The organism is Shewanella psychrophila (assembly GCF_002005305.1).
GTDB lineage: Bacteria > Pseudomonadota > Gammaproteobacteria > Enterobacterales > Shewanellaceae > Shewanella > Shewanella psychrophila.
Genome location: NZ_CP014782.1, coordinates 85957 through 99197, shown reverse-complemented (window position 1 = coordinate 99197; position 13241 = coordinate 85957). Strand labels below are relative to the sequence as shown.

The 13241-nt window shown below is 45.3% G+C and carries 7 protein-coding genes and 3 rRNA genes; 4 read left to right on the top strand and 6 right to left on the bottom strand.

From position 1 onward, the window contains the following. Positions 1–11 precede the first annotated feature (11 nt). The 3 genes from motA to sps_RS00450 are packed head-to-tail and all read left to right on the top strand — an operon-like array spanning position 12 to position 2310. Positions 12–869: a flagellar motor stator protein MotA gene (motA, locus tag sps_RS00460; protein WP_077750675.1), complete on the top strand. Its 858-nt coding sequence runs from the start codon at positions 12–14 to the stop codon at positions 867–869. Continuing rightward, complete coding sequence (locus sps_RS00455; protein WP_077750674.1) at positions 869–1879, top strand: flagellar motor protein MotB; 1011 nt, start codon at positions 869–871, stop codon at positions 1877–1879. Before motA ends, sps_RS00455 begins: the two co-directional genes overlap by 1 nt. Continuing rightward, positions 1876–2310 (top strand): hypothetical protein, encoded by a 435-nt coding sequence (locus tag sps_RS00450; RefSeq protein WP_077750673.1) that lies wholly within the window; start codon positions 1876–1878, stop codon positions 2308–2310. Before sps_RS00455 ends, sps_RS00450 begins: the two co-directional genes overlap by 4 nt. Before the next feature lie 357 nt (positions 2311–2667). On the opposite strand, the gene sps_RS00440 is transcribed toward sps_RS00450, so the two are convergent. From sps_RS00440 to sps_RS00425, 4 genes are all read right to left on the bottom strand, one after another. Beyond that, entirely contained in the window at positions 2668–5013 is a 2346-nt protein-coding gene (locus sps_RS00440) for a putative bifunctional diguanylate cyclase/phosphodiesterase (RefSeq protein ID WP_237157966.1), read from the bottom strand. A 693-nt stretch (positions 5014–5706) separates the two neighbouring features. Then, positions 5707–5822 (bottom strand): 5S ribosomal RNA (rrf, locus tag sps_RS00435). Between the two features lie 189 nt (positions 5823–6011). Then, positions 6012–8916 (bottom strand): 23S ribosomal RNA (locus sps_RS00430). Positions 8917–9266: 350 nt separating this feature from the next. Next, positions 9267–10811, bottom strand: a 16S ribosomal RNA gene (locus sps_RS00425). Together the 16S, 23S and 5S rRNA genes form the textbook arrangement of a ribosomal RNA operon. A gap of 655 nt (positions 10812–11466) precedes the next feature. Between sps_RS00425 and sps_RS00420 the strand changes: the two genes are divergently transcribed. Next, complete coding sequence (locus tag sps_RS00420; RefSeq protein WP_077750670.1) at positions 11467–12021, top strand: gamma carbonic anhydrase family protein; 555 nt, start codon at positions 11467–11469, stop codon at positions 12019–12021. 68 nt (positions 12022–12089) lie between these two features. Here the strand turns inward: sps_RS00420 and sps_RS00415 are convergent, their stop codons facing one another. Both sps_RS00415 and aroE read right to left on the bottom strand, forming a co-directional pair. Further along, positions 12090–12353 (bottom strand): DUF1488 family protein, encoded by a 264-nt coding sequence (locus sps_RS00415; RefSeq protein ID WP_077750669.1) that lies wholly within the window; start codon positions 12351–12353, stop codon positions 12090–12092. Further along, the gene (gene aroE / locus sps_RS00410) at positions 12350–13174 is read right to left on the bottom strand and encodes a shikimate dehydrogenase (protein ID WP_077755500.1); all 825 of its coding nucleotides are present in this window, start codon (positions 13172–13174) and stop codon (positions 12350–12352) included. The genes sps_RS00415 and aroE overlap by 4 nt, the downstream gene beginning before the upstream one ends. Positions 13175–13241: the final 67 nt, after the last annotated feature.

Sequence of the window (13241 nt, the reverse complement as noted above, 5' to 3'; positions counted from 1 at the left end):
GGTAAGAGAACATGAGTAAGATATTAGGTTTAGCGATTATTTTATTTTCGGTATTTGGAGGCTATGTTTGGGCAGGTGGAAATCTGAGTTCCCTCTGGCAACCAGCAGAAATACTTATCATCTTTGGTGCTGGTGCTGGTGCTCTTATTATTGCTAACCCTAGACCCGTACTGATAGATATGGTTTCACAGTTAAAGGAACTAATATCTGTAGAAAAAGAAGATCCGGAACTCTATCCTCAACTATTTGGTTTAATGGGGATGCTAATGAGCCAGATCCAGTCTCAAGGGATGAAAGTGCTGGATGAACATGTAGAAAAGCCTAGAGAAAGCTCATTATTTCTAATGTATCCCACAGTGTTAGAGCACCCGAATGTGCTGCAATTTCTTATCGATAACCTGCGTCTGCAATCTATAGGCAAGATTTCACCACACGATCTTGAACATATTTTGGAAGAAGAGATTTACCGAATTGAGGAAGACAGGTTACGCCCTTCCCATGCACTGGCTAGAGTTGCCGAAGCTATGCCTGGGTTTGGTATTCTTGCCGCAGTCATGGGCATCATTATCACCATGTCCAGCATAGATGGTCCAATTACTATGATTGGCGTCAAGGTAGCAGCGGCACTCGTCGGCACTTTCATCGGTATTTTTGCTTGTTACTGTTTGTTTGAACCCGCTTCTAAGGCGTTAGAGCACTTAGTCGATAGAAAATCAGCACAACTTCGCTGTGTCGCTGCAATACTAACCTCATTTTCCAAAGGTAAGCCTCCCATGCTAGCCATTGATGCGGGTAGAAAACAGATACAGAGTGAAAACAGACCTAGCTTTGTAGAGCTAGAACGTTGGATGGTGGAGCAGAAAAGCTAATGGCAATAAAGAACGAGCCAATTATCATCAAGCGCCGCAAGCGAACAAAGTCAAAAGGCTCACATGGCGGCGCGTGGAAAGTTGCATTTGCAGACTTCACCTTAGCCATGATGGCGCTGTTTATGGTGCTGTGGATTTTACAAATCGCCGACCAGCAAGAGCGAACATTGATTGTTCAATATCTAAAAGGCGATATGTTTTCTGATGGCTCTATAAATCCTTTCGATCTGAGCCAATCTCCTTCAATGATCGATTTACAAGGTTCTGTCGCTCTACAACAAGCCATAATTCCGGCAACGGGGACTGGGGTCGAAAGAGCCGGCCAAGCCATGCATAACCATATTCCTGCAGGCGAAAGTAACCCCAAGGCAGGTCGAGGCCCAGAGCTTAACTCCTTAGTGCCAGGACAATTTGAGACTCAGTCTCAGCTGGAATTTTTAGCCAGAGAGGTTAATGAAGTCATCACCCAAGTAAATTTAAGTGCCAATGTTGAGATCAAAATCGTACCTCAAGGCATAAGAATTCTGATCCACGACAATGTCCATCAGTTTATGTTTACCCGGGGAAGCTCAAACATGACACCTTACTTTGAAGATCTCCTTCTAGCTTTAGGTCCTCTTCTGGGAAAAGTTGAAAATAAAATCAGTATATCCGGTCACACAGACTCTACTCCCTACGCAGGAAAAACTTTCACTAACTGGGAGCTTTCCAGCAAGCGGGCACTATTAGCCAGACGAGTCCTGGAATATGGTGGTGTAAAGCGCGATCAGGTCATTCAGGTTACAGGGATGGCCGATCAAGTGCCGTATATCAATGATGACCCTGCTGCCGCAGCTAATAGACGTATCGAAATGCTGGTGTTGACCAGTGCAGCTGAATCACAAATAAGAGAGATGGCAGGACTAACTAAAAAAGTGCCAGACACAGACTCAAACCTGAGCCAAGCTAAAAAGGCTGCCGAGGACAATCGACCCAGAACACGTTACCCTGAGCAGTGGACAACCGAATGATGCTGTTTGAAGAGTTTATTCCCGCAGACAAAAAACAACAGCCAAAAGAGTCAGATAGTAATCTTAGGCTTCACACTCGATTGAGCCTAAGAGCCAATGAGGAAGAATGTCTGACTCTGGCTTGCGATGGAGTCACAGTAGATCTGATCCGTAAAAGTTGGTGGCGAAAGCATAAGTTAGGTGTGGCCAATATAAAGGACATAGGCCTGGGAGGTTTAGGGCTCTTGACTACAGTTCCTTTGTCGTCCGCTCAAGAGATACATATCGAATATCTAGACTCTCAATTAAAAATTCGAGTGGCAAGAAGCTGGCCAATCAATAGCAGACTCCACTTTGTCGGCGCGACCTGGGTTACTCAGGATGAAAATGAGATTATCACTATGCTCAATATCATCACGCCACACAACACATACAAGTCTGTAGATATCTAGCTCAATTAAACATGCATAACGGATCATGATTTTGTTTAAGAGGTTTCAATGACACGCCCCAACAAGCGCAAAGGACCGGACGGTCTACAAAAAATCTTCCTCTACCTCATTTTGCTCGACTGGTTTATATTGCTCTACGTTTCTACGGAAATCAGACACATGCCATTCAGACACGGTGCAATGGCATCTCTAATGCTAGCAGTATTTAATCTGATTCTGGTCAACCTATGCATCCGCCGCGCGCGTCGTTCAGGAGATAGTTACTTAATTTACCCTGTAATATCTGGAGCCCTTTTCTCATTCGCTCTTATGAGCTATTTCTTCTTTTTCTAAATCTGTGAGTTAATACAATTAATATTAACTCACAGACTTAAGCCCTTTGACAGGAACTGATTCGATATAATTAACAAAGTCAGCTTCCTTTAATGGTCTAGAGAAGAGATAACCTTGGAATAAATCACATCTTTGCTGCAGTAAAAAATCATATTGTGCTTGGGTCTCAACCCCCTCGGCAACGACTTTTAAATTTAGACCATGAGCCATGTCAATGATCGCCTTAACGATGGCATTTGATGACTCGTTTACACCTATCTTACTAACAAATATCGCATCCAATTTTAGCCTAGCCAGCGGAATACTCTGCAAATAACTTAATGAACTATATCCAGTTCCAAAATCATCTATCGCAATGGAGATTCCAGCCGACCTTAACTTCTCCATCGCCTGTTTAACGACGTCTAAATTGCTCAGTAAAGCATACTCGGTCAATTCTAATTCGATAGCATTTGACTTAACACCAAGCCTCTCTATTACCCTCAGCAAATCTTCCGCAAATGCCCCTTGGTTAAATTGTCTGGCGCTAACATTTATGGCGACCGCATCTAAGGGCACACCATTGCCATGAAGTTTATTAATGAAGTCACAGGCTTCTAACAGGACCCACTCTCCCAAGTCTTCAATTAAACCACTACCTTCAGCGAGAGGAATAAAGGTCGAAGGGGAAACATTACCCATCTGAGGGTGGTTCCACCTGAGTAGAGCTTCTGCGCAAACAACTTGCCCTCTGGAATCAACTATAGGCTGGTAGACCAAAGAAAGTTGATTAGCCGCGATAGCCCCCCGTAACTCACTTTGTATAAACAAACTATGTTGGGCAACCTCCTCCATTTCTGCACTATAAAGCAGGTAGCCGTCTCTGCCCCTTTCTTTCACTTGGTGCATAGCCACGTCAGCTTGTTTTAGTAATTGCTCAGGATCGATGTTAATTGGACTATCAATAAAACAAACCCCGACACTGGCTGACACACTAAACTTATGATTATTAATGTTAAAATTACGGCCGATAACCTGGCGCACTTGACTCGCCAACGCATGAATTTTCCGCTTAGCAGAGCTTTGATCTTCAGGCAGATTCTTAGCTAAGACAACAAACTCATCCGCAGCTAATCTGACTATTAATGAGTTATTTGAAAAAAAACTCGAAAGACGCGCAGCGACCTGAATCAACAACCTATCACCGTAATGATGTCCTAGAGCATCATTTATCATCTTAAAATAATCTAAATCGATAAGGAACAGACCCGCTGAAATTTCTTGTTTACTCTCTTTAAGAGAATAAAGTGCATCAAGCAGGCTGCTACGATTAGGTAAATCGGTTAACAAATCATGTTTTGCCTGATGAAGAATGACCTGCTTATTTCTCACGTCACTAGACACATCGGCATGTGTACCGATCATTCGAGTAGCCTTGCCTTTATCATCCCACTCAACAATCATGCCTCTATCTAACACCCAGATATAATGACCAAGCTTATGCTGAAGCCGATGAACACTTTCAAATTCATCTAGCTCATTATTTAGATATTGGTTGAGAGCAAGCAATGCATCTTGCTTATCTTCCGGGTGTAATAAATCTACCCAGGTTGACAATTCACTGGCTAATTCATCTTCAGAGTAACCTAACATCTCTTTCCAGCGATCGGAAAGAAATACTTCACCAGTGGCAAAATTCCAATCCCATATGCCATTTCTAGACACTTCAATAGCGAATAACCACCTTTGCTGACTGTCCTTTAGCTTTCTTTCACTGTGATAAAGCTTATCCGAAAAATTGATAAGGTGATTTCTAATCGCCTCTAATTCACTGAATGCAACATAAGCAGGAGAAGATTTCCATTTAGGAAAAGGATCATTGTTTTTTACGACATCATTCGCCTTATTGGCTTGCTGAGCCATAAGCCTCAGGGGTCTCATCAGATAAAAATGAAGGAAAATCAGAAAAATAATTAAACCAAGTAGACTCATACTCCAGGAACGAACAGCCCTCTGAAAAGTAGCCTTTTTAACTTCTGCTAGCAGAGGAGATACATCATATTCAAGGTAGATGATATTGCCTTGGTCTTTCTCCAGACTTGTAACGTTTTTGATGGGTTGATAAGCCTGAGTAGATAGACGGGCAGGATTAAACTGAATAGCCAGTGTATCAGCTTGGGTGGCCTTACTGTGAACACTCGGCTCATAGCCGTCGATGACATAATTAGCCTGACTTCCACGCCACACCAGATGATTAGCAAACCGAATCTCACTATCCTGATACAAAACAGTGAAAACCATGACATCCAGATCTGTAGCGGCCAGAGATATCTCTTGCTCTATACGTCTAGTATCCTGAACCACCAATGCCGATTCAACAATATACTGCATTCGAATCAAATGCTGTTCAATTCTCGTTTGGACTTGAGATAGGGCTTCAGTCTGACTTTTACTACTCTCATAAAAAAACTCTGCAGACATTAAACAGAGATATAGAATAAACGTGAATATGGGCACAACATAGACCAAAGATGGTCGATTGATTTTAAACAAACCTGACAGCACCTAAAACTAAAGTAAAAACAGACAAATGCATCCAGAAAGCACTTTCTAGTAATCCGTAAATGTTAACAAGCTAAGCTCTAGCAAGATACACTATTTCCCCATTAAAATGTTATAGATGAATATAAAGATTAAACAAAAATGCTTTGATGACTCCTTTTATAGAAGCATTACATTGTCAGCCAATGTTTGCACAGATATAGGAAAGGAAGGACGAAGGTAGAATAATGCAGGAGCTATTCTCGAGAGCGAAGCAGGGCGAAAATCATGAAATGATGGCTTTTGAACGAGAGACATGGAGGTCGAACAGGCCTTTTAACAAGAATGTTATTGCCAGAGCCGAGGAGTATTTATCGAACGACATCGACTCTTTATAAACCAAAGTGACATTGCACGTACGTGCTTAAGTGGATAAGCCACCTGCCTACATTGACATTCGATATAGGAAATTGGATCTATATTTAAAAATACCCAGACGCAAAAAAGCCACCTTATTCAGGTGGCTTCTCTACTTAATTAGGCGCCTGGAAATGACCTACTCTCACATGGGGAGACCCCACACTACCATCGGCGCAATTGTGTTTCACTTCTGAGTTCGAGATGGGGTCAGGTGGGGCCACAATGCTATGGTTTCCAGACTAATTTGGTAAATTTGAAAAGCTGGCTATTCAGAAATCGTCTAAATAGCGTTAAATAATTGGGTCTAGTACACGGATGTACTCTATGTCATAAATACAGAAGCATTTTATGACCAACTTAAATCAAGTTCGTATTCTTTTGTGCTTGTAAAGTAATCAACATTAACGCTACAAACCCATCTGGGTTGTATGGTTAAGCCTCACGAGTCATTAGTACAGGTTAGCTCAACGCCTCACAACGCTTACACACCCTGCCTATCAACGTCCTAGTCTCGAACGGCTCTTTAGAGGAATTAAATTCCTAGGGATGACTCATCTTAGGACTCGCTTCCCGCTTAGATGCTTTCAGCGGTTATCGATTCCGAACGTAGCTACCGGGCAATGCTATTGGCATAACAACCCGAACACCAGCGGTTCGTCCACTCCGGTCCTCTCGTACTAGGAGCAGCTTCCTTCAATCATCCAACGCCCACGGCAGATAGGGACCGAACTGTCTCACGACGTTCTGAACCCAGCTCGCGTACCACTTTAAATGGCGAACAGCCATACCCTTGGGACCGACTTCAGCCCCAGGATGTGATGAGCCGACATCGAGGTGCCAAACACCGCCGTCGATATGAACTCTTGGGCGGTATCAGCCTGTTATCCCCGGCGTACCTTTTATCCGTTGAGCGATGGCCCTTCCATACAGAACCACCGGATCACTATGACCTACTTTCGTACCTGCTCGACGTGTATGTCTCGCAGTTAAGCTGGCTTATGCCATTGCACTAACCGTACGATGTCCGACCGTACTTAGCCAACCTTCGTGCTCCTCCGTTACTCTTTGGGAGGAGACCGCCCCAGTCAAACTACCCACCAGGCACTGTCCTCAACCCCGATTCAGGGGCCAGAGTTAGAACATCAAAACTACAAGGGTGGTATTTCAAGGTTGACTCCATCAGAACTAGCGTCCCAACTTCAAAGTCTCCCACCTATCCTACACATGTAGGTTCAATGTTCAGTGCCAAGCTATAGTAAAGGTGCACGGGGTCTTTCCGTCTAGCCGCGGGTATACGGCATCTTCACCGCAATTTCAACTTCACTGAGTCTCGGCTGGAGACAGCGTGGCCATCATTACGCCATTCGTGCAGGTCGGAACTTACCCGACAAGGAATTTCGCTACCTTAGGACCGTTATAGTTACGGCCGCCGTTTACCGGGGCTTCGATCATGAGCTTCTCCGAAGATAACCCAATCAATTAACCTTCCGGCACCGGGCAGGCGTCATACCGTATACTTCCTCTTGCGAGTTTGCACAGTACTGTGTTTTTGATAAACAGTTGCAGCCACCTGGTATCTGCGACTGCCAGCAGCTTAAGGAGCAAGTCCCATCACCGCCGGCAGCGTACCTTCTCCCGAAGTTACGGTACCATTTTGCCTAGTTCCTTCAGCCGAGTTCTCTCAAGCGCCTTGGTATTCTCTACCCAACCACCTGTGTCGGTTTGGGGTACGATTCCTACTAACCTGAAGCTTAGAAGATTTTCCTGGAAGCATGGCATCAACTACTTCAACCCCTTAGGGTCTCGTCATCAGTCCTCAGTCTTGCAATTTAATGCGTATTCCCGGATTTGCCTAAGAATACAACCTACAACCTTAAACGCGGACAACCAACGCCGCGCTAGCCTAGCCTTCTCCGTCTCTCCATCGCAGTTAGCAGAAGTACAGGAATATTAACCTGTTTCCCATCGATTACGCCTTTCGGCCTCACCTTAGGGGTCGACTTACCCTGCCCTGATTAACATTGGACAGGAAACCTTGGTCTTTCGGCGAGGGAGTTTTTCACTCCCTTTATCGTTACTCATGTCAGCATTCGCACTTCTGATACCTCCAGGATGGGTTACCCCTTTCCCTTCAACGGCTTACAGAACGCTCCTCTACCGCACTAGTGCAAGCACTAGTACCCATAGCTTCGGTGTATTGCTTAGCCCCGTTAAATCTTCCGCGCAGGCCGACTCGACTAGTGAGCTATTACGCTTTCTTTAAAAGATGGCTGCTTCTAAGCCAACTTCCTAGCTGTCTAAGCCTTCCCACATCGTTTCCCACTTAGCAATAACTTTGGGACCTTAGCTGATGGTCTGGGTTGTTTCCCTTTTCACGACGGACGTTAGCACCCGCCGTGTGTCTCCCGAGTAGTACTCATTGGTATTCGGAGTTTGCAAAGGGTTGGTAAGTCGGGATGACCCCCTAGCCTTAACAGTGCTCTACCCCCAATGGTATTCGCTCGAGGCGCTACCTAAATAGCTTTCGAGGAGAACCAGATATCTCCCGGTTTGATTGGCCTTTCACCCCCATCCACAAGTCATCCGCTCATTTTTCAACATAAGTCGGTTCGGTCCTCCAGTTGATGTTACTCAACCTTCAACCTGCCCATGGATAGATCACCGGGTTTCGGGTCTACACCTTGCAACTAAACGCGCAGTTAACACTCGGTTTCCCTACGGCTCCGCTATTCGCTTAACCTCGCTACAAAATGTAAGTCGCTGACCCATTATACAAAAGGTACGCAGTCACGGTCTCAAGAACCGCTCCCACTGCTTGTACGTATACGGTTTCAGGTTCTATTTCACTCCCCTCACAGGGGTTCTTTTCGCCTTTCCCTCACGGTACTGGTTCACTATCGGTCAGTCAGGAGTATTTAGCCTTGGAGGATGGTCCCCCCATGTTCAGACAAGATGTCACGTGTCCCGTCCTACTCGTTTTCATCTATAGTTAGTTTTCATGTACGGGGCTATCACCCTGTGCCGCTGAGCTTTCCAACTCATTCCACTAACACCCTATAGACTTAAGGGCTAATCCCCGTTCGCTCGCCGCTACTAGGGGAATCTCGGTTGATTTCTTTTCCTCCGGGTACTTAGATGTTTCAGTTCCCCGGGTTTGCCTCACTACACTATGTATTCATGAAGTGATACTCACTTATGTGAGTGGGTTTCCCCATTCGGACATCGTTAGCTCAAATGCTTGTTACTAGCTCGCCAACGCTTTTCGCAAGTTACTACGTCCTTCATCGCCTCTGACTGCCAAGGCATCCACCGTATACGCTTAGTCACTTAACCATACAACCCACATAAGTTTGTTGTATCGCAACTAATGGTGTTTACTTTCGCCAAAAGAATACTCATGACTCAATCGTTAAAGACCTTTTCTTACAAGAATCTATAATGAATGAGTCGGCACTTGATTTAAGTGTTTGAGAACTCAATTATTTATTTTTCGCGCTAATGCTATTAACCACTGCTATCACTTCATCTTACGACGTCGCTTTCACAATAGTCCCTTTCGCATTAACACTATCAGCTTTCCAAATTTTTAAAGAACAAACTACACCGTAAAGGTGCGTTTCTCGCTCTAACAAGAACAAGTTATCTGTGTGAACACTCAACAAATATTAAGTTAGTCGTATAGGTAAGGAGGTGATCCAGCCCCAGGTTCCCCTAGGGCTACCTTGTTACGACTTCACCCCAGTCATGAACCACACCGTGGTAAACGCCCTCCCCGAAAGGTTAAGCTATCTACTTCTGGTGCAGCCCACTCCCATGGTGTGACGGGCGGTGTGTACAAGGCCCGGGAACGTATTCACCGTAGCATTCTGATCTACGATTACTAGCGATTCCGACTTCACGGAGTCGAGTTGCAGACTCCGATCCGGACTACGACCGGCTTTGTGGGATTAGCTTGACCTCGCGGCTTTGCGACCCTCTGTACCGACCATTGTAGCACGTGTGTAGCCCTACTCGTAAGGGCCATGATGACTTGACGTCGTCCCCACCTTCCTCCGGTTTATCACCGGCAGTCTCCCTAAAGTTCCCACCATTACGTGCTGGCAAATAAGGATAAGGGTTGCGCTCGTTGCGGGACTTAACCCAACATTTCACAACACGAGCTGACGACAGCCATGCAGCACCTGTCTCACAGTTCCCGAAGGCACCAATCCATCTCTGGAAAGTTCTGTGGATGTCAAGAGTAGGTAAGGTTCTTCGCGTTGCATCGAATTAAACCACATGCTCCACCGCTTGTGCGGGCCCCCGTCAATTCATTTGAGTTTTAACCTTGCGGCCGTACTCCCCAGGCGGTCTACTTAATGCGTTAGCTTGAGAACCCAGTGTTCAAGACACCAAATTCCGAGTAGACATCGTTTACGGCGTGGACTACCAGGGTATCTAATCCTGTTTGCTCCCCACGCTTTCGTACCTGAGCGTCAGTCTTTGTCCAGGGGGCCGCCTTCGCCACCGGTATTCCTTCAGATCTCTACGCATTTCACCGCTACACCTGAAATTCTACCCCCCTCTACAAGACTCTAGTTTGCCAGTTCAAAATGCAATTCCCAGGTTGAGCCCGGGGCTTTCACATCTTGCTTAACAAACCGCCTGCGTACGCTTTACGCCCAGTAATTCCGATTAACGCTTGCACCCCTCGTATTACCGCGGCTGCTGGCACGAAGTTAGCCGGTGCTTCTTCTGCGAGTAACGTCACAGCTATAGTTTATTAAACTACAACCTTTCCTCCTCGCTGAAAGTGCTTTACAACCCGAAGGCCTTCTTCACACACGCGGCATGGCTGCATCAGGCTTTCGCCCATTGTGCAATATTCCCCACTGCTGCCTCCCGTAGGAGTCTGGACCGTGTCTCAGTTCCAGTGTGGCTGATCATCCTCTCAGACCAGCTAGGGATCGTTGCCTTGGTAAGCCATTACCTTACCAACTAGCTAATCCCACCTAGGTACATCCAATCGCGAAAGGCCCGAAGGTCCCCTCCTTTCCCCCGTAGGGCGTATGCGGTATTAGCAGTCGTTTCCAACTGTTATCCCCCTCGACTGGGCAGTTCCCTAGGCATTACTCACCCGTCCGCCGCTCGACAGCAAAGGTGCAAGCACCTTCCTGTTTCCGCTCGACTTGCATGTGTTAGGCCTGCCGCCAGCGTTCAATCTGAGCCATGATCAAACTCTTCAATTAAAGTTCTTTTGATGCACTTCCTTTCGAAAATGACATCGGCTCAACGAATTATACTGTTTTTCATTAACCACTCTCTATAAAGAGAATGTCAATGAAGCTTACATATTTTGCTTCTTTGAATTTACTTTGCTTGCTCGTGAGAGTAAGAAAGTAGAAATCAAAGTTGCTATGGTCACTCAGTGGTTCATTGAGAAAATTTGTTGCCACTTACAAAGTAAGATGGCTTCGAATAACTCAACACCTGTGAGTGCCCACACAGATTTCTTGTTTTGAATTGTTAAAGAACGTGGTGCTAAGTAGCACCGCCGTTGACGCTAGGTCGAAGGCTTTTACTTACTGGCCAAGGCTATTCGTCTTGGCTAGGGAGGCGTATTCTACACTCTCCGTAGTTGGCGTCAAGGGCTTTTAAAAATTAAATTTTCAAGCGCTTACTTGTTGCCCTGACTCGCTCTTGTCTTAGTTAGCTTACTGCTTAAGAAGACTGGTTTGCCGTGTCAGTGGATGCGCATTATAGGCATGTCAGCCCAGAGCACAAGGGCTAATATTGAGTTAATTCCCTTTCCCTGTCCGTTTGAATGTTATTTAGCCTGACCTCCTACTTTTTAAGCATTATAATGGCTTAATTACGCTTCAAACCTATATTTAAGGAGTTTCAGTGCCTGTTTCATTAAGAGCCTATAAAGGGGTAAGCCCTCAATTCGATGATTCTGTCTACCTGGACGATGCCTGTGTACTCGTTGGTGACATATTTTTAGATGCCGATGCTAGTATTTGGCCTTTAGTTGCTGCACGCGGTGATGTAAACCACATGAGAATTGGCAAGAGGACGAATGTACAAGATGGTGCCATTCTTCATGTGACACGTAAGTCCCCCTCCAATCCCGATGGCCATCCTCTATTAATAGGAGACGACGTCACCATAGGACACAAGGCTATGCTCCATGGTTGTACCGTTGGCAATCGAATCTTAGTAGGTATGGGCGCCATCATACTGGATGGTGCAATATTGGAAGATGATGTGATATTAGGAGCGGGATCTTTAGTTCCTCCAGGGAAGGTATTAAAGAGTGGCCATTTATATGTAGGTAGCCCAGCAAAACAGATCCGTGCCCTGACCGAAGCAGAACTTAAGTTTCTCCCCCAGTCAGCGGATAATTACGTTCGACTCAAGAATGAATATTTAAATGAAGAGATAGTCACTTCGATCTAGGTAGCGAGTAATCTTTCAATAGAAGGTAAAGCCTTTAGCAAAAGGCTTTACCAATATGGGAGTTCTGACTAGCACCAACTAACCCCTCCATCTTCATCGAACTTCTCCTGTTCGATGAGCTCTTCGATATAGTCTTCTATATCGAAACGACATCTTTCAAAGGCTTCGAGTACTTGAGTTTCCCCAGTCAGCTCCTCACCATGCAGCTTAGCTAGTCTGGATAGGCTTATCCGACACTGTATATTAGCCCCTTGAACTTGGGCCGGAAAAATAACAAGCAGCCTAATGTCATCCCAATCTTGCAAGTCTGGAAATAAAACACTCTGATTCATTCTGCATCCAACTTTACTCTTAGTGCATCTAAGGCTGGCGCCACCTTAGGCTTAACACCGCGCCATAACTCAAAACTCTTCGCAGCCTGGCCTACTAACATACCTAAGCCATCGACTACCTTACTCGCGCCCAAAGATGAACCCCAGGAATTAAACGAAGTGATCTGCTTGCTATACATCATATCGTAGCAATTCGTTTCACCATCAATAACTGACTCAGGGATCTGTGGAACATCACCAGATAAGCTTGAAGAAGTAGAGTTGATGATAATATCGAATGAAGCTATCAGTTCATTCGCCACGACAGCCCTGATGTCGCCATATTCAGAAAACAGTTCAGCCAAGACTATAGCCTTTTCATGGGTTCTATTATGTATACAAAGCTCAGCTATCCCGGCATTTAACATAGGAAGAATACAGCCTCTTGCCGCCCCACCAGCCCCCAAAAGAAGAATTTGTTTTCCGACTAAGCTACCAAAGTTACGCTGGAGATCGGCGACCAGACCTAAACCATCGGTATTGTCACCACGAACATGACCATTCTCTAACAAAGTTAAGGTGTTTACCGCCCCGGCCAACTGAGCTAATTCACTCAACTCATCGCATAATTTAAATGCTTGCTCTTTAAAAGGGACGGTAACATTGGCTCCCTTACCCTCATTTAGCCAAAACTCCGACAAGCTTGTTTCGAAACCATCGATAGGAGCCAACAAGGCCTCATACTCCAGTGCTTGTTCAGTCTCTGCGGCAAACAAACCATGAATTAATGGAGATTTACTGTGTGCTATCGGATTTCCAAAAACGGCATACCGGTCAGTCATATTTTTCTCAAGAGTAAATGCTTCTGATTTAGCCATAGTTTCACCCAGTATGGATCGAGGCGCAATT

Coding starts and splice junctions, on each gene's coding strand:
- motA (WP_077750675.1), top strand. CDS start 12: ATGAGTAAGATATTAGGTTTAGCGATTATTTTATTTTCGGTATTTGGA.
- sps_RS00455 (WP_077750674.1), top strand. CDS start 869: ATGGCAATAAAGAACGAGCCAATTATCATCAAGCGCCGCAAGCGAACA.
- sps_RS00450 (WP_077750673.1), top strand. CDS start 1,876: ATGATGCTGTTTGAAGAGTTTATTCCCGCAGACAAAAAACAACAGCCA.
- sps_RS00440 (WP_237157966.1), bottom strand. CDS start 5,013: ATGCAGTATATTGTTGAATCGGCATTGGTGGTTCAGGATACTAGACGT.
- sps_RS00415 (WP_077750669.1), bottom strand. CDS start 12,353: ATGAATCAGAGTGTTTTATTTCCAGACTTGCAAGATTGGGATGACATT.
- aroE (WP_077755500.1), bottom strand. CDS start 13,174: ATGACTGACCGGTATGCCGTTTTTGGAAATCCGATAGCACACAGTAAA.